At 66.2% G+C, this 21,557-nt stretch carries 20 protein-coding genes; 12 read left to right on the top strand and 8 right to left on the bottom strand.

Going from position 1 to position 21,557, the window contains the following annotated elements:
- The first annotated feature begins 2 nt into the window (after positions 1-2).
- Positions 3-530, top strand: a complete 528-nt coding sequence (gene gloA / locus C0R07_RS15565) for a lactoylglutathione lyase (protein WP_102789377.1) — start codon at positions 3-5, stop codon at positions 528-530.
- A gap of 48 nt (positions 531-578) precedes the next feature.
- On the opposite strand, the gene C0R07_RS15560 is transcribed toward gloA, so the two are convergent.
- Positions 579-941 (bottom strand): hypothetical protein, encoded by a 363-nt coding sequence (locus tag C0R07_RS15560; RefSeq protein WP_102789376.1) that lies wholly within the window; start codon positions 939-941, stop codon positions 579-581.
- A gap of 148 nt (positions 942-1,089) precedes the next feature.
- Between C0R07_RS15560 and C0R07_RS15555 the strand changes: the two genes are divergently transcribed.
- The 3 genes from C0R07_RS15555 to C0R07_RS15545 all read left to right on the top strand — a co-directional run bounded on the left by C0R07_RS15555 (position 1,090) and on the right by C0R07_RS15545 (position 4,356).
- A complete protein-coding gene (locus C0R07_RS15555; RefSeq protein ID WP_102789375.1) occupies positions 1,090-1,524 on the top strand; it encodes a VOC family protein in 435 nt (144 codons plus the stop codon).
- A 74-nt stretch (positions 1,525-1,598) separates the two neighbouring features.
- A complete protein-coding gene (locus C0R07_RS15550) occupies positions 1,599-2,903 on the top strand; it encodes a putative DNA modification/repair radical SAM protein (RefSeq protein WP_102789374.1) in 1,305 nt (434 codons plus the stop codon).
- A gap of 1 nt (position 2,904) precedes the next feature.
- A complete protein-coding gene (locus tag C0R07_RS15545) occupies positions 2,905-4,356 on the top strand; it encodes a UdgX family uracil-DNA binding protein (RefSeq protein WP_102789373.1) in 1,452 nt (483 codons plus the stop codon).
- A 59-nt stretch (positions 4,357-4,415) separates the two neighbouring features.
- On the opposite strand, the gene C0R07_RS15540 is transcribed toward C0R07_RS15545, so the two are convergent.
- Positions 4,416-4,847: a CBS domain-containing protein gene (locus C0R07_RS15540; RefSeq protein WP_070425985.1), complete on the bottom strand. Its 432-nt coding sequence runs from the start codon at positions 4,845-4,847 to the stop codon at positions 4,416-4,418.
- A 346-nt stretch (positions 4,848-5,193) separates the two neighbouring features.
- Positions 5,194-7,035, bottom strand: a complete 1,842-nt coding sequence (gene glmS, locus C0R07_RS15535; protein ID WP_019183647.1) for a glutamine--fructose-6-phosphate transaminase (isomerizing) — start codon at positions 7,033-7,035, stop codon at positions 5,194-5,196.
- A gap of 203 nt (positions 7,036-7,238) precedes the next feature.
- Here glmS and C0R07_RS15530 point away from each other — a divergent pair, with 203 nt between their 5' ends.
- The 7 genes from C0R07_RS15530 to C0R07_RS15500 all read left to right on the top strand — a co-directional run bounded on the left by C0R07_RS15530 (position 7,239) and on the right by C0R07_RS15500 (position 15,045).
- Positions 7,239-8,504, top strand: coding sequence for an efflux RND transporter periplasmic adaptor subunit (locus C0R07_RS15530; protein ID WP_102789372.1), 1,266 nt, complete (start codon positions 7,239-7,241; stop codon positions 8,502-8,504).
- A 42-nt stretch (positions 8,505-8,546) separates the two neighbouring features.
- Positions 8,547-9,272, top strand: a complete 726-nt coding sequence (locus C0R07_RS15525) for an ABC transporter ATP-binding protein (RefSeq protein WP_019183645.1) — start codon at positions 8,547-8,549, stop codon at positions 9,270-9,272.
- Between the two features lie 8 nt (positions 9,273-9,280).
- On the top strand, positions 9,281-10,585 hold the full coding sequence (locus C0R07_RS15520; protein WP_019183644.1) for an ABC transporter permease: 1,305 nt from the start codon (positions 9,281-9,283) through the stop codon (positions 10,583-10,585).
- Positions 10,586-10,601: 16 nt separating this feature from the next.
- A complete protein-coding gene (locus C0R07_RS15515; RefSeq protein ID WP_070471891.1) occupies positions 10,602-11,822 on the top strand; it encodes an ABC transporter permease in 1,221 nt (406 codons plus the stop codon).
- 31 nt (positions 11,823-11,853) lie between these two features.
- Positions 11,854-12,261 carry a PDZ domain-containing protein gene (locus C0R07_RS15510; protein WP_254427877.1) on the top strand — a complete coding sequence of 136 codons (408 nt, stop codon included), beginning with the start codon at positions 11,854-11,856 and terminating at the stop codon, positions 12,259-12,261.
- A 79-nt stretch (positions 12,262-12,340) separates the two neighbouring features.
- Positions 12,341-13,681 carry a sigma-54-dependent transcriptional regulator gene (locus C0R07_RS15505; RefSeq protein ID WP_102789370.1) on the top strand — a complete coding sequence of 447 codons (1,341 nt, stop codon included), beginning with the start codon at positions 12,341-12,343 and terminating at the stop codon, positions 13,679-13,681.
- The gene (locus tag C0R07_RS15500) at positions 13,678-15,045 is read left to right on the top strand and encodes a sensor histidine kinase (protein ID WP_070471890.1); all 1,368 of its coding nucleotides are present in this window, start codon (positions 13,678-13,680) and stop codon (positions 15,043-15,045) included. Before C0R07_RS15505 ends, C0R07_RS15500 begins: the two co-directional genes overlap by 4 nt.
- Before the next feature lie 64 nt (positions 15,046-15,109).
- On the opposite strand, the gene glmU is transcribed toward C0R07_RS15500, so the two are convergent.
- Positions 15,110-16,474, bottom strand: coding sequence for a bifunctional UDP-N-acetylglucosamine diphosphorylase/glucosamine-1-phosphate N-acetyltransferase GlmU (gene glmU, locus C0R07_RS15495; RefSeq protein ID WP_070425991.1), 1,365 nt, complete (start codon positions 16,472-16,474; stop codon positions 15,110-15,112).
- 85 nt (positions 16,475-16,559) lie between these two features.
- On the opposite strand from glmU, the gene C0R07_RS15490 reads away from it, so the two are divergent.
- Entirely contained in the window at positions 16,560-16,943 is a 384-nt protein-coding gene (locus C0R07_RS15490) for a GtrA family protein (RefSeq protein ID WP_019183638.1), read from the top strand.
- Positions 16,944-17,027: 84 nt separating this feature from the next.
- On the opposite strand, the gene C0R07_RS15485 is transcribed toward C0R07_RS15490, so the two are convergent.
- From C0R07_RS15485 to atpA, 4 genes are all read right to left on the bottom strand, one after another.
- Complete coding sequence (locus C0R07_RS15485; RefSeq protein ID WP_019183637.1) at positions 17,028-17,450, bottom strand: F0F1 ATP synthase subunit epsilon; 423 nt, start codon at positions 17,448-17,450, stop codon at positions 17,028-17,030.
- 115 nt (positions 17,451-17,565) lie between these two features.
- A complete protein-coding gene (atpD, locus tag C0R07_RS15480; protein WP_019183636.1) occupies positions 17,566-18,972 on the bottom strand; it encodes a F0F1 ATP synthase subunit beta in 1,407 nt (468 codons plus the stop codon).
- 37 nt (positions 18,973-19,009) lie between these two features.
- Positions 19,010-19,873, bottom strand: a complete 864-nt coding sequence (gene atpG, locus C0R07_RS15475) for a F0F1 ATP synthase subunit gamma (protein WP_019183635.1) — start codon at positions 19,871-19,873, stop codon at positions 19,010-19,012.
- A gap of 108 nt (positions 19,874-19,981) precedes the next feature.
- Positions 19,982-21,529, bottom strand: a complete 1,548-nt coding sequence (gene atpA / locus C0R07_RS15470) for a F0F1 ATP synthase subunit alpha (protein ID WP_019183634.1) — start codon at positions 21,527-21,529, stop codon at positions 19,982-19,984.
- Positions 21,530-21,557 lie beyond the last annotated feature (28 nt).

Below are 21,557 nucleotides of genomic sequence, written 5' to 3'. Positions count from 1 at the left end.
CCATGAGCCTTGCCGCCCTCCAGAACTCTCCCGGCGTTGCCGCCACCACGCCCGGCGAGACCGCCGGGTTCGTGTTCAACCACACCATGCTGCGCGTCAAGGACGCCACGGCCTCGCTGGATTTCTACACCCGCGTGCTGGGCTTCCGCCTGATCGACCTGCGCCACTTCCCCGAGGCCGAATTCAGCCTGTATTTCCTCGCCCTGCTGCCTGCCGGCACGCAGATTCCCGAGGGTGACGATGCCCGCCGCGTGTGGATGGCCGGCATCCCCGGCGTGCTCGAGCTGACCCACAACCATGGCACCGAAAACCAGGACGGCCCGGTCTATCACAACGGCAATGCCGACCCGCGTGGCTTCGGCCACATCTGCGTGTCCGTGCCGGACATCCAGGCCGCCTGCAAGCGCTTCGATGAGCTGCAGGTGCCTTACCAGAAGCGCCTGGAAGACGGCCGCATGAAGCACCTGGCCTTCATCAAGGACCCGGACGGCTACTGGGTGGAGATCATCTCCAACACGCCGATCGCCTGATCCCTGCGGCGGCGCAACGCACCGGCACCGGTCGGTGCGTTGCCGGTGCTACGGCTCGACCTGGAACTCGAACGCCGCATAGAACGGCGCCTTCGGTGGCACGAACAGGGTTTTCCCGGCGAAGCCTGCGTCCACGCAGCGTGCGACCGCCTCCTCGCCCTCGCGCCACGTGCGCACCACCCTGCCCTGCGCATCCAGCTGCAACACCACGGTGAACGCGGCCAGCGTCTGCGGCGCGGGAGTCGGCATGCAGCGCGTGAAGGCGGCACCCCCAACCGCGCTCATGCTGTCCACCATCGCCGTGTACGCCGCCGGTTCGAGGCTGCCCTCATCACGTTGCGCCCAGGCATGCACCTGTGGGTAGCCCGCGTCGCCGGCGACCGCCTGGGCCATCATCACCATCCACAGCATCGTGCCTCCTCCGCCTGCGCGTTCATGGCGCCAGCACGCAGCGTAGGTCACTGCGCGGGCCGGCGGAAGGGCCGCCGCCGGCACCGCCCTGCGCAACGCTGTGTCCGGTGGTATATCTGCGTCCCATCCCACCCTCTGTGGAGCAGGTATGGAAACGATGGAACTTCACCGCGGCCGCCTGATCGATCACCTGCAACTGGTGGTCAGGGACCTGGCGTCCAGCCGCCGCTTCTACCAGGCCGTGTTCGACGCGATCGGCATCCCGATCGCCGGCGAGGGCGACACGTATTTCTGGGCCGATGAGCTGTTCATTTCCACACCGGACAGCGAGGCCGCCCTCGGCCAGCTGACCGGCCGCCATCATCTTGCCTTCCAGGCCCGCGACCGCGCCACCGTGGAGGCCTTCCACCACGCGGCGCTGGCCAACGGTGGCAAGGACAACGGCGCGCCCGGCGAACGCCCCTACCATCCGGGGTATTACGCCGCCTTCGTCCTGGATCCGGATGGCAACAACATCGAAGTGGTGTTCCATGGGCCGGCCGACTACAGCGCGGATTCGGTGAAGGTTAGCTTCCAAGGCTGAGCCGGAAGCTGAATTCTTCAGGGATGCATTGAAGCGTCTCACTGGATGAGATCGTGCCCCGCTACGGTCTTTCCATGGAGACGATCCGCAAACTGGCCATCCTTGCCGATGCCGCGAAATACGATGCGTCCTGCGCCTCCAGCGGTGCAGGCAAGCGCGACTCGCGTGCCTCGGGCGGCATCGGCAGCACCGAGGGAATGGGGATCTGCCACAGCTATACGCCCGACGGCCGGTGCGTGTCGCTGCTGAAGATCCTGCTGACCAACTTCTGCATCTACGACTGCGCGTACTGCGTCAACCGTGTCTCGAGCAATGTGCAGCGTGCGCGTTTCAGCGTGGAGGAAGTGGTCGCGCTGACGATGGATTTCTACAAGCGCAACTACATCGAAGGGCTGTTTCTCTCCAGCGGCATCATCCGCAACGCCGACTACACCATGGAGCAGATGGTGGAGGTCGCGCGCGTACTGCGCGAGGAACGCCGCTTCAGCGGCTACATCCACCTCAAGACGATTCCGGAAGCCTCGCCCGAACTGCTCGCGCTCGCCGGGCGACATGCGGACCGGCTCTCGATCAACATCGAGCTGCCGACCGAGGCCGGGCTGGCCAGCTTCGCGCCGGAGAAATCACTGCCCTCGATCCGCGGGGCGATGGGTGAGCTGCGCTGGCGCATCGAAGAAGCCAAGGAAGCAGGCAAGGCCCAGCCAGTGGCCGGCGCAGCATCGGCTCCCGTGCCCGCGCCTTCGGCACGCGGCCGCCGCGCGCGCGCGCCGCGTTTCGCGCCGGCCGGCCATAGCACGCAGATGATCGTCGGTGCGGACGGTGCCAGCGACCAGCAGATCCTCGGCGCGGCCGACAATCTGTATGGCAACTACCGGATGCGCCGGGTCTACTACTCCGCGTTCAGTCCCATCCCCGATGCCAGCAAGGCCCTGCCCCTCCAGGCGCCGCCGCTGGCCCGCGAGCACCGTCTCTACCAGGCAGACTGGCTGCTGCGCTTCTATGGTTACGGCGTGGACGAGATCACCAGCACCACCCAGGGCGGGATGCTCGATCTGGATATCGACCCGAAGATGGCCTGGGCGATCCGCCATCCCGAACGTTTCCCGGTGGATCTCAACCTCGCCCCCAAGGAGCTGCTGCTGCGCGTACCCGGGCTGGGCGTGCGCAACGTCAAGCGGGTGCTGATGGCACGCCGTCATGGTCGGCTGCGCGTGGCCGATGTGGCGCGCCTGCGCGCACCGATGAGCAAGCTGCTGCCGTTCGTGCAGTTGGCCGACCATCACCCGCACCGCGCACTCGACGACCCGGCGGCGTTGCGTGCCCGGCTGGCCCCTCCGCCACAGCAAGGCTCGCTGTTCCCCGACACGGCCGCGCACTGAGATGGCGCGCTGGAGCGTGCGGGTCGACCCGGTGTGGTCGCTGGAGGCGTGGCGCACGGCTGCGCGGTTGGCCTTGCGCCACGCCGTTGCGCCGGATCAGCTGGACTGGCTGCAGGGCGAGGACATTTCGCTGCTGGATGCGCCGTCATTGCCGGCGCTCGATGATGATTCCGTGGTCTCGGCCGAGGCACCGATCCACGTGTCCAAGGCCTTCATCGAGCTGGCCGCCACCTGCCTGTGCCATCGCGATCCACAGCGGATGCCACTGCTGTACCGCATGCTCTGGCGCATCACCCACGGCGAGCGCAGCCTGCTCTCCAACCCGGCCGATGCGGACGTGCTGCGGGCCATGACACTGAGCCAGGCGGTGCGCCGCGACACGCACAAGATGAAGGCGTTCGTACGCTTCCGCGAGGTGCCGGGCGAAGACGATGCGTTCATCGCCTGGTTCGAGCCCGAGCACCATATCGTCGACCGCGTGGCACCCTTCTTCGCACGCCGCTTCGCCGGGATGCGCTGGGCGATCCTCACGCCGGGGCGCAGCGCACACTGGGATGGACAGGCGCTGTCGTTCGGTCCCGGCGGCCGCCAAAGCGATGCGCCTGTCGATGATGCCCGCGAAGAACTGTGGCGCACCTATTACGCCAACATCTTCAATCCGGCGCGGCTGAATACCCGGATGATGCAGCAGGAGATGCCGGCCAAATACTGGAAGCACCTGCCGGAGGCCGCGTTGCTGCCGCAGCTGGTGCGGGACGCCGGCGATCGCGTGCAGGAGATGCACGACCGCGAAGCGCAGGCACCGCGTCGCCGCATCCCCCAACCCGCCTCGGGCTTGCCGGTCGTCGCGAAGGCTGCACCGGCCACGCTCGATACCCTGCGCGACGCCGCGTCGGCGTGTCGCCGCTGCCCCCTGTGGGAACCGGCCACGCAGACCGTGTTCGGTGAGGGCCCGGCCGACGCATCGATCATGCTGGTGGGTGAGCAACCCGGCGACAGCGAGGACCTCAGCGGGCACCCGTTCGTCGGCCCGGCAGGACAGCTGCTCGACCGTGCGCTGCGCGAGCTGGGGATCGAGCGCAGCGCGCTGTACATGACCAATGCGGTCAAGCACTTCCGCTTTGAACGGCGCGGCAAGCGGCGCATCCACAGCAAACCGCAGATCACCCACGTCAACGCCTGCCGGCCGTGGCTGATGGGGGAGATCGAAAACGTGCGACCGCAGGTGATCGTCTGCCTCGGTGCTACCGCGGCGACGGCGGTGTTCGGTGCCGGCTTCAACCTGATGGCGAACCACGGACGCTGGCACGTACTGGATGACGGCACGCGCGCCTTCGCGACGGTGCATCCGTCGTGGGTGTTGCGGCAAACCGGTGATGCAGCGCGCGATGGGGCCTATCAGCTGCTGAAGGGCGACCTCCAGCAGCTTGTCGAGGTCAAACGCCTACGCTGACCTCGTCCGGGGTTGCCAGCCAGCGGCCGGCAATGCCCGTCAGTACGGACCAGGCAGCGTCAGTGCGCTGCCATGTAGATGTCCTGCAGCACCGCTTTTTCCAGCTCGAGTTCACTGAGCAGGTTCTTGACGATGTCGCCCAGGCTCAGGATGCCGACCAGCGTGGCGCCCTCGGTCACCATCAGGTGACGATGGCGGGAATACGTCATCAGCGCCATCGCCTGCTTGAGCGTCGCATCCGGGCCGATGCCTTCCAGCCCTGCCGACGGCAGGCTGGAAATGACGCGTCGGCCGGCCTGGGGACCATCTTCCGCAAGGCTGCGCACGATGTCCTTCTCGGACACGATCCTTACCGGCGCATCGTCCTTCATGACCACCAGGGCGGCGATCTTGTGCGCGCTCATTTTGTGCGCGGCGGCACCGATGGTGTCTTCCACATCGATGGTGACGATGGCTTCTTTCTTGGATTGCAGGAGTTCGCGGACGTTCATTCTTGTTTCCTGTTACAGGTTACTGAAGTCGAGAGATGCGCCTGATTGCAGCGAGGTCGGTGGCGATGCCACGCAGTCCTCGGTCACTCGATTCTACGACCGCACCCTGGGCCAAAAGTTTGCAAATCTGGGACGGTTCGTCGTGGAAAGCAGTGGACGACCCCGAGAATGGCACCGCCAGTAAAACCGTCGCTGAATGCCGCCGCGGCCCACCACTAAAGTTCCACGCCCCCCTGCCGCCGGTAGAGCCACCGCGCGGCGCAACCGACGAACACGGTTACCTGACACCCACAAAAAAGGGGGCCGCGCGGCCCCCTTCTCCACATCCACAACGCGACGCGCGCGTTTATTCCACCGTCACGCTCTTGGCCAGGTTGCGCGGCTTGTCCACGTCTGTCCCGCGAGCCAGTGCGGTGTGGTATGCCAGCAGCTGCACCGGCAGGGTGTGCACGATCGGGCTGAGCACACCGGCGTGGCGCGGGGTGCGGATCACATGCACGCCTTCGGACGCGACGAAGTTGCTGTCCTGGTCGGCGAACACGAACAGCTCACCGCCGCGTGCACGCACTTCCTGCATGTTGGATTTGACCTTCTCCAGCAGGCTGTCGTTCGGCGCGATCACCACCACCGGCATGTCCTCATCCACCAGCGCCAGCGGGCCATGCTTCAGCTCGCCGGCCGGATAGGCCTCGGCGTGGATGTACGAGATCTCCTTGAGCTTGAGCGCGCCTTCCAGTGCGATCGGGTAATGCAGGCCCCGGCCCAGGAACAGGGCGTTGGCCTTGCGTGCGAAGCGCTCGGCCCAGGCCGCGATCTGCGGCTCCAGGTTCAGCGCGTGCTGCACGCTGCCGGGCAGGAAACGCAGCTGTTCCAGGTAGTCCGCTTCCTGCGCGGCATCGATGCGGCCGTGCAGCTTGCCCAGGACCATGGTGAGCTGGAACAAGGCAGCCAGCTGGGTGGTGAACGCCTTGGTCGAGGCAACGCCGATCTCGGCACCGGCGCGGGTGTAGCAGACCAGTTCGCTGGCGCGCGGAATCGCGCTCTCGGGCACGTTGCAGATCGAGAGCGTGTGCAGGTGGCCGAGCGACTTGGCGTACTTGAGTGCTTCCATCGTATCCAGCGTTTCGCCGGACTGGGAGATGGTGACGATCAGGTGCTTCGGGTTTGCGTAGGCAGCGCGGTAACGGTACTCGCTGGCGATCTCCACGCTGCACGGCAGGCCGGCAATGGATTCAATCCAGTAACGCGCGGTCAGGCCGGCGTAGTAGCTGGTACCGCAGGCGAGGATCTGCACGCCTTCGATGCCCGACAGCACGGCCTCGGCGTTCTTGCCGAACAGCGTGGCCGGGAAGCCACCGGCATCGATCGCCGCTTCGATGGTGTCACCCAGCGCACGCGGCTGCTCGTGGATTTCCTTCTGCATGAAGTGGCGGTACGGGCCCAGTTCCAGCGAGGCCAGCGACACATCGGACAGATGCACATCGCGCACGATCGGCTGGTTGTGCTCGTCGTAGACCTGCACGCTGTCGCGGCGGATGTCGGCCGTGTCGCCTTCTTCCAGGAAGATCACCTTGCGGGTGGCCTGGATGATCGCCGAGACATCGGAGGCCACGAAGTTCTCGCCTTCGCCTACGCCCACCAGCAGCGGACACCCCATGCGGGCGCAGACGAAATGGTCCGGCTCGGCACGGCTCATCACCGCCAGCGCATAGGCGCCGGTCAGTTCCTTGACCGTGCGCTGCAGCGCCGACAGCAGGCTGTCGCCTTCCTTGAGGTGATGGTGCATCAGGTGCGCGATCACTTCGGTGTCGGTCTGCGACTCGAAGGTGTAGCCCAGCGCGCGCAGCTTCTCGCGCTGCTCTTCATGGTTCTCGATGATGCCGTTGTGCACCAGCGCCACACCGTGACTGATGTGCGGGTGTGCATTGGCCTCGGTCACGCCCCCGTGGGTCGCCCAGCGGGTGTGGCCGATGCCGAGCAGCGACTGGAAGCCTTCGCTCGCGGCAGCCTTCTCCATCTCCGCCACCCGGCCGGTACGGCGCACACGTCGGACATCGGGTTCGGCGGCGGTGGTATCGATCACAGCGATGCCGGAGGAATCGTAGCCCCGGTATTCCAGTCGCTTCAATCCTTCGATGAGTACCGGTACCACGTCGCGATGGGCGATCGCTCCCACAATGCCGCACATAGATTCAGATCCCTGCTGGTAAGCCTCGCATTCTAGCGTGGCGGCCCCGGCGGCTTGGGCGCTGTCGGCTTAACGAAAGTGTCCGGTCAGGTGTCCGCGGACACATGGACACCGGCCGCTTTTTGCAAGCTGTTGTTTCCAAAGGGCTAAAAGTTGGCACGGAGTCTGCTTGGTACTCCACAACCCAACCGCGAACGAGCCCGATGATCCGCGACACTTCCGCCCAGGACCAGACCCTTTCTTCGCACGCCGCGCCCGCCCCGTGGAAGCGCTTGCTGTGGCCGGCGGTCGCCGCGCTGGTCGTGCTGGTGGCGATCGGCTTCGCCGCCCGTGCCTGGCTGGGGGCCAGCCGCTCCTACGACAGCGCCCGTGTCCGCATCGCCGAGGTCACCCGAGGCGACATGGTGCGCGACATCGCCGCCGACGGCCGCGTGATCGCCGCCAACAACCCGGTGCTGTATGCGATCTCCGCCGGCAACGTGAACCTGAAGGTCGTGGCCGGTGATGTGGTCAAGCAGGGCCAGGAACTGGCCGTGATCGACAGCCCCGAACTGCGCAGCAAGCTGGCCCAGGAACAGGCCACGCTGGCCGGCCTGCAGGCCGAGGCAAGCCGCGCGACTCTGGATGCGACCCTGGCGCGCGCCACCGCGCAGAAGGACACCGACCAGGCCGTGATCGAACGCCAGGCCGCGGTGCGTGACCTGGAACGTTACAAGCGCGGCTTCGATGGTGGCGCGGTGCCGCAGGTGGACGTGGCCAAGGCCGAGGACACCGTCAAGAAGAGCGACATCCAGCTCGAGCACGCCCGCAAGGACGCCATGCTCAAGGCCCAGGGCGCCGATCTGGATGCGCGCAACAAGCGCCTGCTGGCTGATCGCCAGCGCGCGGTGGTGACCGAAGTGGAGCGCCAGGTCGACGCGCTCACGCTGCGTGCGCCCTTCGATGGCCAGGTCGGCCAGGTGCAGGCGACCCAGCACACCAACGTGGTCGCCAATGCGCCGATCCTGGGCGTGGTCGATCTGTCGCGCTTCGAGATCGAGATCAAGGTGCCGGAGAGCTTCGCCCGCGAGCTGACGATCGGCATGCCTGCGCAGCTGACCGGTGGCAGCGGCCAGTTCGCCGGCGAGATTTCCGCCGTCTCCCCGGAAGTAGTCGCCGGCGAGGTCAATGCCCGCATCCGCTTCGCCGACAAGCAGCCGCAGGGCCTGCGTCAGAGCCAGCGGATGCAGGCGCGCGTGCTGCTCGATACCCGCCGCAACGCACTCAAGATCGAACGTGGCCCGTTTGTCGAACAGGGCAACGGCTACGCCTATGTCATGGATGGCAGCCATGCCGTCCGTCGCCCGGTCAAGCTCGGCGTGAGCAGCCTGGGTGAAGTGGAAATCCTCTCTGGCCTGCAGCCCGGCGACCGCGTCGTGGTGTCCGGCAGCGATCTGTTCGGCGATGCCGAGCGCGTCTCCATCAACTGATTCAGTCCCTTTCGATCTTCTCGACCCTCAAAGGAAACAGCCATGCTTGAAATGCGCTCGGTCGCCAAAGTCTTCCGCACCGAACAGGTGGAAACCCATGCCCTGCGGTCGCTGGACCTGCACGTCCGCGAAGGCGAGTTCGTTGCCGTGACCGGTCCGTCCGGTTCGGGCAAGACCACCTTCCTCAACATCGCCGGCCTGCTGGAGACCTTCACCAGCGGCACCTACCTGCTCGACGGCCAGGATGTCAGCCAGCTCGGCGATGATGCGCGCAGCCGCCTGCGCAACCAGAAGATCGGCTTCATCTTCCAGGGCTTCAACCTGATCTCCGATCTCAACCTGTTCGACAACGTCGATGTGCCGCTGCGCTACCGCGGCATGCCCGCGGCCGAGCGCAAGGAGCGCATCGAGCACGCGCTGGCCCAGGTCGGCCTGGGCTCGCGCATGAAGCACTACCCGGCCGAACTCTCGGGCGGCCAGCAGCAGCGCGCCGCGATCGCGCGTGCGCTGGCCGGCAGCCCGCGCCTGCTGCTGGCCGATGAACCGACCGGCAACCTGGACAGCCAGATGGCCCGCGGCGTGATGGAGCTGCTGGAAGAAATCAATGCCAAGGGCACCACGATCGTGATGGTGACCCACGATCCGGAACTGGCCGCCCGCGCCAAGCGCAACGTGCACATCGTCGATGGCCAGGTCACCGACCTGCTGCGCGACCCGGTGCTCGCCACGCCGCGCCCCGCGGTTGCCGCTGCCATCGCCAACGACTGAGGCCGGCCATGATCGCTTACTACTTCCGACTGGCCCTGCGCAGCTTCCGGCGCAACAAGGTGCTGACCGCGCTGATGGTGATCGCCATCGCGCTGGGCATCGGCGCCTCGATGACCACGCTGACCGTATTCCATGTGCTGTCCGGTGATCCGATCCCGCAGAAGAGCGACCGGCTGTTCAGCGTGCTGGTCGATCCACAGTCAGCGCTGGGCTATCAGCCTGGCGAAGAACCGGCCGACCAGTTGACCCGCTTCGATGCTGAGAAACTGCTGCGCGAGAAGCATGCCAAGCGGCAGGCGATGATGACCGGTGGCGGTGTGACCCTCGAGCCCGAGGGCAGCACGCTGCGTCCGTTCAACACCGATGCGCGGTATACCTCGAGCGATTTCTTCCCGATGTTCGACACGCCGTTCCTCTATGGCCAGGGCTGGAAGGAAACCGATGACGACGGGCGCGGTCGGGTCGCGGTGATTTCCAGCACGCTCAACCAGAAGCTGTTCCAGGGCGCCAACAGCGTCGGCAAGTCGGTCCGCCTCAACGGCAACACGATGACCGTCGTGGGCGTGCTGGGTGACTGGCATCCCAACCCGCACTTCTATGACCTGTATACCGGCCGCTACGGCGACAGCGAAGACGTCTACCTGCCCTTCTCCACGGCGATCGAGCTGAAGTTCGACCGCAACGGCAGCATCGACTGCTTCGGGCGCCGCAACGAGACCGACCCGACCGGTCCCAACGCCAGCTGCACCTGGATCCAGTACTGGGTGGAGCTGGAAAACCCCGGCCAGGCCGCGGAGTACCGTCGCTATCTTGAGAACTACTCCGACCAGCAGCGCGCCGCCGGTCGTTTCGAACGCCCCAACAACGTACGGCTGCGCAACGTCATGGAATGGCTGGATTTCAAAAAGGTCGTCCCCGGCGACGTGCGTCTGCAGTTGTGGTTGGCAATGGGCTTCCTGCTGGTCTGCCTGATCAATACGGTCGGTCTGCTGCTGGCCAAGTTCCTGCGTCGCAGCGGTGAGATCGGCGTGCGCCGGGCGCTGGGTGCCAGCCGCGGCCAGATCTTCCTGCAGTCGCTGATCGAGGCCGGCACCGTCGGTCTGGCCGGCGGCCTGCTGGGCCTGCTGCTGGCACTGCTCGGGCTGTACGCGGTGCGCCAGCAACCGGTGGACTACGCCAAGCTCGCCACCCTGGATGGGCAGATGCTGCTGATGACCTTCGCGTTGACCCTGGTCGCCAGCCTGCTGGCCGGTTTCCTGCCGGCGCTGCGCGCCATGCAGGTCGCGCCCGCCATCCAACTCAAATCGCAGTAAGGATCCGGAGCACACCATGGATATCCGTCCCATCCTCTCCACGCTCCGCCGGCATAAAACCGCCGCATCGCTGATCGTGCTCGAGATCGCCCTGACCTGCGCCATCGTCTGCAATGCGCTGTTCCTGATCGGGCAGCGCATCGAGAAGATCAACCAGCCCAGCGGCATCGCCGAGACCGAACTGATCGAAGTCCGCCTGGGCGGCATCGGTCCACAGGTCAACGCCGTGGCGCGCACCCGCGAGGACCTTGCCGCGCTGCAGGCGTTGCCGGGCGTCAAGAGTGCGGTCACCCTGAACCAGATCCCGTTCCGCAACAGTTCCTGGAATACGAGCGTGGGCCTGGTTCCCGACCAGGAGCGCCCGACGCTCAGCGCTTCGCAGTATTTCGGCCGCGAAGGCGCACTGGATACGTTGGGCGTGGAGCTGATCGCCGGTCGTGATTTCCAGCCCGATGAGTACCGGGACCTGGAAGTCGTCAAGAATGACGAAGCAGCCGCGGACGAGGGCTCGGCCGTCATCGTTACCCAGGCGATTGCGGACAAGATGTTCCCCGGCGGCGATGCACTGGGCAAGACGATCTATAGCGGCTCCATGCCGCTGCGCATCATCGGCATCGTCAAGGTACTCGCCCGCCCGACCGCTCGCGAAGGCGATTCACAGTTCTCGATGGTCCTGCCACTGCGCACTACCTATGACGAGGGCTTCTACCTGATCCGGGTCACCGATCCGAGCCGGCGCGACGAAGTGCTCAAGTCCGCGGTGGCGGCATTGGAGCGGGTGGATTCAAGCCGCTTGGTGCACGGCAAGTACACCTACGAGGAGCAGCGCAGGAAGTACTTCGCCAATGACCGCGCCATGGTCGGCCTGCTGATCACCGTGTGTGTGGCCCTGCTGGTGGTGACCGCACTGGGCATCGTCGGCCTGGCCAGCTTCTGGGTGCAGCAGCGCACCAAGCAGATCGGCATCCGCCGTGCGCTGGGCGCGACCCGCAGCCAGATCCTGCGGTACTTCCAGACCGAGAACTTCCTGCTGGCCACGGTCGGCATCGTGCTGGGCATGTTGATGGCCTACACGATCAACCTGTGGCTGATGAACAACTACGAGCTGCCGCGCATGCCCATCAGTTACCTGCCGATCGGTGCGGTGCTGCTGTGGCTGCTCGGCCAGATCGCTGTCTTCGGCCCGGCCCGTCGCGCCGCGGCCGTTCCCCCTGCCGTTGCCACCCGGAGTGCCTGAAATGCACCAGACCCATCCCCAGAGCAAACACATGACCAAGACCAAGACCAGCATCACGACCCTGTTGTTGTCCCTCCTGCTGGCCAGCGCACCTGCGCTGGCCGCCACCCAGACCGATACCGCACGCCTGGAGTGGCGTGACGCCGGCCACTATCTGGTGGTGGATGCCCAGGATGGCATCGTGCGCGTCACGACCACCGAGCCGAGCAGCTACTTCGGCGTGCGCAGCGGCGATCGGATCCTGCGCGTGGATGGCCAGCCCGTACGGCGCATGGCCGACCTCACCCATGCGCTGGTCGGCAACAAGGCCACCCGGGTTCCGGTCACCGTGCTGCGCAAGGGCAACCAGGTGACCGTCGATGTCGATACCGCCGCCTGGAGCGAGGTGCTGGCGGTACCGACCCCGCCGATTCCGCAGGCGCCCGGCACCGGCGGCTGAGGCCAGCCGCGCCGGGCCATCTGCCCGTTGGCCCGGCGCTCCGGTACTCTTGAACCCACTTCCGGTCCTTCGTTGCCGCATGCCCTCGATCCTGATCATTGACGACAACGCCAGCGTCGGCACCGCACTGAACGTGCTGTTCTCGCTGCACGACATCGACACCCTGCACGCGCTTTCCCCCGAACAGGGGTTGGCCCTGCTGGAGCAGCAGCCGGTGGACCTGGTGATCCAGGACATGAACTTCACCGAAGACACCACGTCGGGCGAGGAAGGCGAGGCGCTGTTCCAGCAGATCCGCGCACGCCATCCGGACCTGCCGGTGATCCTGCTGACCGCCTGGACCCACCTGAGCAGCGCGGTGGATCTGGTCAAGGCCGGCGCGGCGGACTACCTGGCCAAGCCCTGGGACGACCGCAAGCTGCTGGTCACGGTCAACAACCTGCTGGAACTGTCCGAGACCCGCCGCGAACTCGACCGCCGCCGCGACCGCGAACAGCGCGATCGCTCGGCGCTGGAGGCCCGGTACGATCTGCGCGGTGCGGTGGTGGCCGACCCGGCCAGCGAGCGCGTGGTCAGCCTGGCCTGCCAGGTGGCGCGCTCGGCACTGCCGGTGCTGATCACCGGCCCGAACGGCGCGGGCAAGGAGAAGATCGCCGAGATCATCCAGGCCAATTCGCTGGTCGCCAAGGGCCCGTTCGTCGCGCTCAACTGCGGCGCGATTCCGGCCGAGCTGATCGAGGCCGAGCTGTTCGGTGCCGAGGCCGGCGCCTACACCGGCTCCAACAAGGCACGCGAAGGCAAATTTGAAGCCGCCGACGGCGGCACCCTGTTCCTGGACGAGATCGGCAACCTTTCCTCCAGCGGGCAGATGAAACTGCTGCGCGTGCTCGAGACCGGGCGATTCGAGCGGCTGGGCTCCAACCGCGAGCGCCAGGTCAAAGTCCGCGTGATCAGTGCGACCAATGCCGACCTGCCGGCGATGATCCGCGACGGCCAGTTCCGCGAAGATCTGTTCTACCGCCTCAATACCGTCGAGCTGGCCCTGCCGCCACTGGCCGAACGCCCCGGTGACATCCTGCCCCTGGCCGAACGTTTCCTGGGCAGCGGCAAGCCGCTGTCCACCGCCGCCGCCACCGCCCTGCAGCGGCATCCCTGGCCGGGCAACGTGCGCGAACTGCGCAACGTGCTGCAGCGCGCCGAACTGCTGGCCAGCGGCCCCCGCATCGAGGCCGGTGACCTCAACCTGCCGCGTGCGGCTGCCCCGCGCGCGGCGAGCCCGACGGTGGACCCGGACCGCAGCCGGATCGAAACCGCGCTGGCCCACAACCACGGCATCATCGCCCAGACCGCTGCCGAACTCGGGCTCAGCCGCCAGGCGCTGTACCGGCGCATGGACCGCTACGGCATTCCACGCGAATGAAGCGGCGCTCGTTCACCTTCCGGCTGTTCCTGCGCCTGCTGCCGGTGCTGGCATTGGCGGCCGCCTTCCCGTGGTATCTGGCGTACTGGCTGGACCATGGCTGGGCGGTCACCACGATCTCGACCGTGGTGCTGATGGGCCTGATGTGGTGGAGCCTGAGCCGCGCGACCGCACCGATCCGCTCGCTGCTGCGCGCGCTGTCCGGCACGACCAGCAGCTACCGCGATGGCGAATACAACTTCGGCATCTACTGGCCCTCCAACGACGAACTCGGCGACCTGGTCCAGGCCCACCGCGAACTCGGCGATGTGCTGCGCGCACAGCGCCAGGACCTGGTCCAGCGCGAACTGCTGCTGGACACCATGGTGCAGAACACGCCGGTGTCCATGCTCCTGCTCACCCACGGGGGCGACGGCGTGCAGCGCGTGGTGTTCTCCAACCTGGCCGCGCGCAAGCTGCTGCACAGCGGCTGGAAGCTGGAAGGCCAGCGCATGCATGATGTCATGGCGACGATGCCGATCGAGCTGCGCGACGCCATCGCCCGTGGCGGCGACAGCCTGTTCGCGGTCCGCGGCGAGGGCCAGGACAGCGACGATGAGCGCGACGAAGACGATGAGCAGATCTACCATCTGTCACGGCGCAACTTCCACCTCAACGGCCGCCCGCACGACCTGCTGCTGATCCGCCTGCTGACCGCCGAACTGCGCCGCCAGGAAGTGCAGACCTGGAAGAAGGTGATCCGCGTGATCAGCCACGAGTTGAACAATTCGCTGGCCCCGATCGCCTCGCTCGCCCACTCCGGTGGCGAGCTGGTCCGGCGCGGCAAGACCGAGCGGCTGGAAGAAGTGTTCGGCACGATCGAAGAGCGCGCGCGGCACCTGGAAGGGTTCATCCGCGGCTACGCACGCTTCGCCAAACTGCCGCAGCCGCAGCTGCAGACCGTGCAGTGGAACCTGTTCCTGGGCGGGCTGCAGCACCAGATCCCGTTCCGCATGGCCGAGGTGCCCGACGACCTGCACAGCCGCGTGGACATCGCCCAGCTGGGGCAGGCGCTGCTGAACCTGCTCAAGAATGCGCATGAAGCCTGCAGTGAAGCCGAACCACCCAACGACGATGTCGAGGTCCGCCTGACCCGGCTGCCGCAGTGGTTGCGGCTGGAAGTCCTGGATCGCGGCAAGGGCATGAACGAGGCGGTGCTGCAGAATGCGTTGATGCCGTTCTATTCGACCAAGCGCAACGGCACCGGGCTGGGGCTGGCGCTTACCCGCGAGATCGTCGAGGCACATGGCGGCCGCATTTCGCTGCAGAACCGCCGCGAGGGCGGCCTGTGCGTCGCGGTGTTCCTGCCGGCCGACGCCCGGTAGTGCCGGCCGCTGGCCGGCACCGTCGTGGACCCGGGATCGCCTGCTTGCCGGCCAGCGGCCGGCGTTACTTCTTCGTGGGGCGCTTCCAGCCGTCGATGGTTTCCTGGCGTGCGCGCGCGACGGTCAGCTTGTCGGCCGGGGCGCCGCGGGTGATCACCGAGCCGGCGGCGACAGTCGCGCCTTCACCGATCACCACCGGCGCGACCAGCGAGCTGTTGGAGCCGATGAAGGCCCGGTCGCCAATGGTGGTCTGCGACTTGTTCACGCCGTCGTAGTTGCAGGTGATGGTGCCCGCGCCGATGTTGACCTTGCTGCCGATCACCGCATCGCCCAGATAGGTGAGGTGGTTGGCCTTGCTGCCGGCGCCGAGCACGACCTTCTTGGTTTCCACGAAATTGCCGACGTGCGAGCCCTCGGCCAGCACGGTACCCGGGCGCAGGCGCGCGAACGGACCGATCTCCGCCGCGCCTTCGCTGATCACGCCATCCAGGTCGCAGTGCGGCTTGACCACGGTGCCCGCGGCCAGGGTGACGTCCTTGAGCCGGGTGAACGCGCCGATGCTGACGCCGTCGCCCAGCACCACGCGCCCTTCCAGGATCACGTTGACGTCGATCTGCACGTCACTGCCGACGGTGACCGGGCCACGGATATCCAGCCGCGCCGGATCCAGCACGCGCGCGCCCTGCGCGCACAGTGCACGCACTTCGCGCAGCTGCCAGGCGCGTTCGAGCTGGGCCAGCTGCCACGGGTCGTTGGCGCCTTCGGCGTCCTGCGGGTCCTGCACGAAGGCCATCTCGGCCGGGGTGTAGTCACTCGCTGCCGCGGCAAAGATGTCGGTCAGGTAGTACTCGCCCTGCGCGTTGGCATTGGACAGCTGGGACAACCAACGGCGCAGCGCGGTCGATTCGGCGGTGATGATGCCGGTATTGATGGTGCGGATGCTGCGCTGTTCGTCGCTGGCATCCTTCTGTTCGACGATCGCACCGACCTTGCCCTCGGCGTTGCGCACGATCCGGCCGTAGCCGGTCGGGTCGGCGACCTCGGCCACCAGCACGGCCAGGCGGCCCGGCTGCGACAGCAGGTGGCGCAGCGTCTCGCCGCGGATCAACGGCACGTCGCCGTACAACACCAGAACGGTTGCCGCATCCGGTACTTCGGGCATGGCCTGCAGCACGGCATGCCCGGTGCCCAGCTGCCGGCTCTGCTCTGCCCAGTGCAGGTCCGGCTGGTCCGCGAAGGCCTGCCGCACCGCCTCACCGCCATGGCCATAAACCACGTGGATCGCCTCGGGCTGCAGCTGGCGCGCGGTGTCGATGACGTGGGCGAGCATCGGGCGGCCGGCAATGGGCTGCAGCACTTTCGGCAGGGCCGACTTCATGCGCTTGCCGGCGCCGGCGGCCAGGATGATCACGTGCAGGGGCTGGGTCATGGGCAGATCACGTTCCGGGAATCGTAGAAGGGAATTCTAGTGCGCCGCTCGTTAACATGTGGGATTGCCCGCACCCGGATCGCACGTGAGTCTCCTCCGCCAAGGCAGCAGCTATCTCGTCATCGGCCTGATCCAGCTCGCGCTGGACTGGGCCGTGTTCGTGGCTGCCACCGCGCTGGGCATGCCTGCGGCACCCGGCAATCTGCTGGGGCGCGTGAGCGGCATGCTGCTCGGCTTCTGGCTCAATGGCCGTTACACCTTTGCCCGCGATGGCGAACACCGGCTGGGCTGGCCACGGTTCGTGCGCTTCCTGCTGCTGTGGGGCGTGCTGACCGCGATCAGTACGCTGCTGGTGACGCTGGCGGCCGAGCATCTCGGGCTTCGCTACGCGTGGCTGGCCAAACCCCTGGTCGAAGGTGGCCTCGCAGCAGTGTCGTTCCTGCTGATGCGGACGCTGATCTTCCGCTGAGCCGGCATCCCCGGAGGCAGGCAAAAAAAAACGCCGGCAAGCCGGCGTTTTCCCTTCGCGGATGGCGCCGTCGCGCCACTCCGCTCAGTGCTTGAGGTTCTTGCGCAGGCGCTCCAGCGCCTGCAGCTGGGCGGACACTTCCGCCAGGCGCTGCTGCGCTTCGGCCACTTCCATTGCTTCACCACGGTTGGCCAGGATGCGCTCGGCTTCTTCCTTGGCCTTGCGGACCGAGGCTTCGTCGATGTCCTGGGCACGGATCGCGGTGTCGGCCAGCACGGTCACGACCTGCGGCTGCACTTCGAGAATGCCGCCGGAGATGGCGAAGTCGATCTGCTCGCCGCTCGGCGTGGTCACCACCACCTTGCCCGGCTTCAGGCGGGTGATCAGCGGGGCGTGCTTGGGCGCGATGCCCAGCTCACCCAGCTCACCGGTGGCCACGACCAGGGTCGCCTCACCACGGAAGATTTCCTGCTCGGCGCTGACGATGTCGCAACGGATGGTGCTCATGAAACTCTTCTCGCTTTAGGGCGGGCTCGCGCCCACCGCAGGATGTCCTCAGCGGTGGGCATGCGCCCACCCCGTGTGACGGGTCGGGACGGGCATGGCGCCCGTCCCCGCCGCATCAGGCCTTTTCAGCCATCTTCTTGGCCTTCTCGACCGCTTCTTCGATGCTGCCGACCATGTAGAACGCCTGTTCCGGCAGGTGGTCGTATTCGCCATCGACGATGGCCTTGAAGCCACGGATGGTGTCCTTCAGCGACACGTACTTGCCCGGCGAGCCGGTGAACACTTCGGCCACGTGGAACGGCTGGCTGAAGAAGCGCTCGATCTTGCGGGCGCGGGTCACGGCCTGCTTGTCTTCTTCGGACAGTTCGTCCATGCCCAGGATCGCGATGATGTCCTTCAGTTCCTTGTACTTCTGCAAGGTCTGCTGGACGCGCTGGGCGGTGTCGTAATGCTCGTTGCCGATGACCAGCGGGTCCATCTGGCGGCTGGTGGAATCCAGCGGATCCACGGCCGGGTAGATACCCAGCGAGGCGATCGAACGCGACAGGGTCACGGTCGAATCCAGATGGGCGAACGTGGTGGCCGGCGACGGATCGGTCAAGTCATCGGCGGGCACGTACACGGCCTGGATCGAGGTGATCGAGCCATTCTTGGTCGAGGTGATGCGCTCCTGCAGGACGCCCATTTCCTCGGCCAGGGTCGGCTGGTAACCCACCGCCGAGGGCATACGACCCAGCAGTGCCGACACTTCGGTACCGGCCAGGGTGTAGCGGTAGATGTTGTCGACGAACAGCAGCACGTCCTTGCCCTTGCCGTTCTCGTCCTTCTCGTCGCGGAAGTACTCGGCCATGGTCAGGCCGGTCAGGGCGACGCGCAGACGGTTGCCCGGCGGCTCGTTCATCTGGCCGTACACCATCGCGACCTTGTCCAGGACGTTGGAGTCCTTCATCTCGTGGTAGAAGTCGTTGCCCTCACGGGTACGCTCACCCACGCCGGCGAACACGGACAGACCGCTGTGCGCCTTGGCGATGTTGTTGATCAGTTCCATCATGTTGACGGTCTTGCCGACGCCGGCGCCGCCGAACAGGCCGACCTTGCCGCCCTTGGCGAACGGGCACATCAGGTCGATGACCTTGATGCCGGTTTCCAGAAGCTCGGTGGCCGGGGACTGGTCTTCGTACGACGGGGCCGAACGATGGATTTCCCAGGTATCACTGGCGGCCACCGGACCGGCTTCGTCGATCGGGCGACCGAGCACGTCCATGATGCGGCCCAGGGTGCCTGCGCCGACCGGCACCGAGATGGCGCGTTCGGTGTTGGTGGCGACCAGGTTGCGCTTCAGGCCGTCGGTGGAGCCCAGCGCGATGCAACGGACCACGCCGTCGCCGAGCTGCTGCTGCACTTCCAGCGTGATTTCGGTGTTGTCCACCTTCAGCGCGTGGTACACCTTCGGCACCGACTCGCGGGGGAATTCGACGTCGACGACGGCGCCGATGATCTGAACGATCTTGCCCTGACTCATTGCTGCAATCCTCTAATGTGTGCTTTGACTGTGCGCGTCAGACTGCTGCCGCGCCGCCGACGATTTCGGAGATTTCCTGGGTGATCGCTGCCTGGCGCGCCTTGTTGTAGACGAGCTGCAGGGTGCCGATCAGCTTGTTCGCGTTGTCACTGGCCGACTTCATCGCGACCATGCGGGCTGCATGCTCGGACGCGACGTTTTCCAGCACGGCCTGGTACACCAGCGACTCGACGTAACGCGTCATCACGTGCTCGAGCACGGTCGCGGCGTCGGGTTCGTACAGGTAGTCCCAGTCGTGATGCGCGACCTGCTTCTCAGCCGCCGGCAACGGCAGCAGCTGATCGAAGCTGGCCTTCTGCGTCATCGTGTTGATGAAGCGGTTGTAGACCAGGTACACGCGGTCGACCTTGCCTTCGGTGAACGCATCGAGCATCACCTTGATCACGCCGATCAGCTGTTCCAGGTGCGGCACATCGCCCATGTGGGTGACGGTGCCGACCATGTTGACCTTGACGCGACGGAAGAAGGTCGAGGCCTTCTGGCCGACGGTGACCACGTCGATCTCGGCGCCCTTGTCCTGCCACTGGCGCACTTCGCCCAGCATCTTGCGGAACAGGTTGTTGTTCAGGCCGCCCGCCAGACCGCGGTCGGAAGAGACCACGATGTAACCGACGCGCTTGACTTCGTCACGCTGGACCAGGAACGGATGCTGGTAGTCGGTGCTGGCCTGGGCCAGGTGACCGATCACCTGCTTCATCGCCTGCGCATACGGACGCGACGTCTTCATCCGCTCCTGCGCCTTGCGGATCTTGGAGGCCGAGACCATTTCGAGCGCACGCGTCACCTTGCGGGTGTTCTGCACGCTCTTGATCTTGGTTTTGATTTCGCGTCCGCTTGCCATCTCTTCTTCCCGTGGCGCGGGGCACAGGCCCCGCGTTTGACGTAGAGCGGAGCGTTGCTCCGCTGCTTTCAGCCCAGCGGAGCAACGCTCCGCTCTACAGGACCGGTATTACCAGCTGCCGGTGGTCTTGAACTCGGTGATGCCCTTCTTGAAGGCAGCTTCGATGTCATTGTCCCAGCCGCCGGTCGCGTTGATCTTGCTGATCAGCTCGCCCTGGGTGTTGGCGAAGTGCGCATGCAGACCTTCTTCCAGCGCCAGCAGCTTGTTGACCGGCACGTCGTCGAGGTAACCCTCGTTGACGGCGTAGATCGACAGCGCCTGGTTGGCGATGGACATCGGGGCGTACTGCTTCTGCTTCATCAGCTCGGTGACGCGCTGACCGCGCTCGAGCTGCTTGCGGGTGGCTTCGTCCAGGTCCGAGGCGAACTGCGCGAAGGCAGCCAGTTCACGGTACTGGGCCAGCGAGATACGGATGCCGCCGGACAGCTTCTTGATGATCTTGGTCTGGGCCGCACCACCGACGCGCGACACCGAGATACCGGCGTTCACGGCCGGGCGGATGCCCGAGTTGAACAGATCGGTTTCCAGGAAGATCTGGCCGTCGGTGATCGAGATCACGTTGGTCGGCACGAAGGCCGAGACGTCACCGGCCTGGGTTTCGATGATCGGCAGCGCGGTGAGCGAGCCGGTCTTGCCCTTGACGGCGCCGTCGGTGAACTTCTCCACATACTCTTCGGACACGCGGGCAGCGCGCTCGAGCAGGCGGGAGTGCAGGTAGAACACGTCACCCGGGTAGGCTTCACGGCCCGGCGGGCGCTTCAGCAGCAGCGAGATCTGGCGGTAGGCGACAGCCTGCTTGGACAGATCGTCGTACACGATCAGCGCGTCTTCGCCGCGGTCCATGAAGTACTCACCCATGGTGCAGCCCGAGTAGGCGCTGATGTACTGCATCGCGGCCGATTCGGACGCGGTCGCAGCGACCACCACGGTGTGCGCCAGGGCGCCGTTCTCTTCCAGCTTGCGCACGATGTTGGCCACGGTCGAGGCCTTCTGGCCGATCGCGACGTACACGCACTTGATGCCGGTTTCTTTCTGGTTGATCACCGCATCGATGGCCAGGGCGGTCTTGCCGGTCTGGCGGTCACCGATGACCAGCTCGCGCTGGCCGCGACCGATCGGGATCATCGAGTCGACGGACTTGTAACCGGTCTGCACCGGCTGGTCGACCGACTTGCGCCAGATCACGCCCGGCGCAACGCGCTCCACCGGCGCAGTGGCCTTGGCCGCGATCGGGCCCTTGCCATCGATCGGCTCACCGAGCGCGTTCACGACGCGGCCCAGCATTTCCGGACCGACCGGCACTTCCAGGATGCGGCCGGTGGTCTTGGCGACGTCGCCTTCGCGCAGGTGCTCATAGCCACCCAGGACCACGGCGCCGACCGAGTCGCGCTCCAGGTTCAGGGCCAGGGCGAAGGTGTTGTTCGGCAGTTCGATCATTTCGCCCTGCATCACGTCGGCCAGACCGAAGATGCGCACGATGCCGTCGGACACGCTGGTCACGGTGCCTTCGTTGCGCGATTCCGCGGCCAGCTTGACCTTCTCGATGCGGTTCTTGATCAGTTCGCTGATTTCGGAGGGGTTGAGCGTGGTTGCCATCGTCAAGTCCTAGTGCCGGCAATCACGC

The organism is Stenotrophomonas bentonitica (genome assembly GCF_002887735.1).
GTDB classification, from domain to species: Bacteria; Pseudomonadota; Gammaproteobacteria; order Xanthomonadales; family Xanthomonadaceae; genus Stenotrophomonas; species Stenotrophomonas bentonitica_A.
The sequence above is the reverse complement of the archived record's forward strand: the minus strand, read 5'-3'. Positions and strand labels throughout refer to the sequence as shown.

Coding starts and splice junctions, on each gene's coding strand:
- C0R07_RS15530 (WP_102789372.1), top strand. CDS start 7,239: ATGATCCGCGACACTTCCGCCCAGGACCAGACCCTTTCTTCGCACGCC.
- C0R07_RS15500 (WP_070471890.1), top strand. CDS start 13,678: ATGAAGCGGCGCTCGTTCACCTTCCGGCTGTTCCTGCGCCTGCTGCCG.
- C0R07_RS15515 (WP_070471891.1), top strand. CDS start 10,602: ATGGATATCCGTCCCATCCTCTCCACGCTCCGCCGGCATAAAACCGCC.
- gloA (WP_102789377.1), top strand. CDS start 3: ATGAGCCTTGCCGCCCTCCAGAACTCTCCCGGCGTTGCCGCCACCACG.
- C0R07_RS15540 (WP_070425985.1), bottom strand. CDS start 4,847: ATGAACGTCCGCGAACTCCTGCAATCCAAGAAAGAAGCCATCGTCACC.
- C0R07_RS15555 (WP_102789375.1), top strand. CDS start 1,090: ATGGAAACGATGGAACTTCACCGCGGCCGCCTGATCGATCACCTGCAA.
- atpA (WP_019183634.1), bottom strand. CDS start 21,529: ATGGCAACCACGCTCAACCCCTCCGAAATCAGCGAACTGATCAAGAAC.
- C0R07_RS15550 (WP_102789374.1), top strand. CDS start 1,599: ATGGAGACGATCCGCAAACTGGCCATCCTTGCCGATGCCGCGAAATAC.
- C0R07_RS15545 (WP_102789373.1), top strand. CDS start 2,905: ATGGCGCGCTGGAGCGTGCGGGTCGACCCGGTGTGGTCGCTGGAGGCG.
- C0R07_RS15560 (WP_102789376.1), bottom strand. CDS start 941: ATGCTGTGGATGGTGATGATGGCCCAGGCGGTCGCCGGCGACGCGGGC.
- C0R07_RS15505 (WP_102789370.1), top strand. CDS start 12,341: ATGCCCTCGATCCTGATCATTGACGACAACGCCAGCGTCGGCACCGCA.
- atpD (WP_019183636.1), bottom strand. CDS start 18,972: ATGAGTCAGGGCAAGATCGTTCAGATCATCGGCGCCGTCGTCGACGTC.
- atpG (WP_019183635.1), bottom strand. CDS start 19,873: ATGGCAAGCGGACGCGAAATCAAAACCAAGATCAAGAGCGTGCAGAAC.
- glmS (WP_019183647.1), bottom strand. CDS start 7,035: ATGTGCGGCATTGTGGGAGCGATCGCCCATCGCGACGTGGTACCGGTA.
- C0R07_RS15485 (WP_019183637.1), bottom strand. CDS start 17,450: ATGAGCACCATCCGTTGCGACATCGTCAGCGCCGAGCAGGAAATCTTC.
- glmU (WP_070425991.1), bottom strand. CDS start 16,474: ATGACCCAGCCCCTGCACGTGATCATCCTGGCCGCCGGCGCCGGCAAG.
- C0R07_RS15525 (WP_019183645.1), top strand. CDS start 8,547: ATGCTTGAAATGCGCTCGGTCGCCAAAGTCTTCCGCACCGAACAGGTG.
- C0R07_RS15520 (WP_019183644.1), top strand. CDS start 9,281: ATGATCGCTTACTACTTCCGACTGGCCCTGCGCAGCTTCCGGCGCAAC.
- C0R07_RS15510 (WP_254427877.1), top strand. CDS start 11,854: ATGACCAAGACCAAGACCAGCATCACGACCCTGTTGTTGTCCCTCCTG.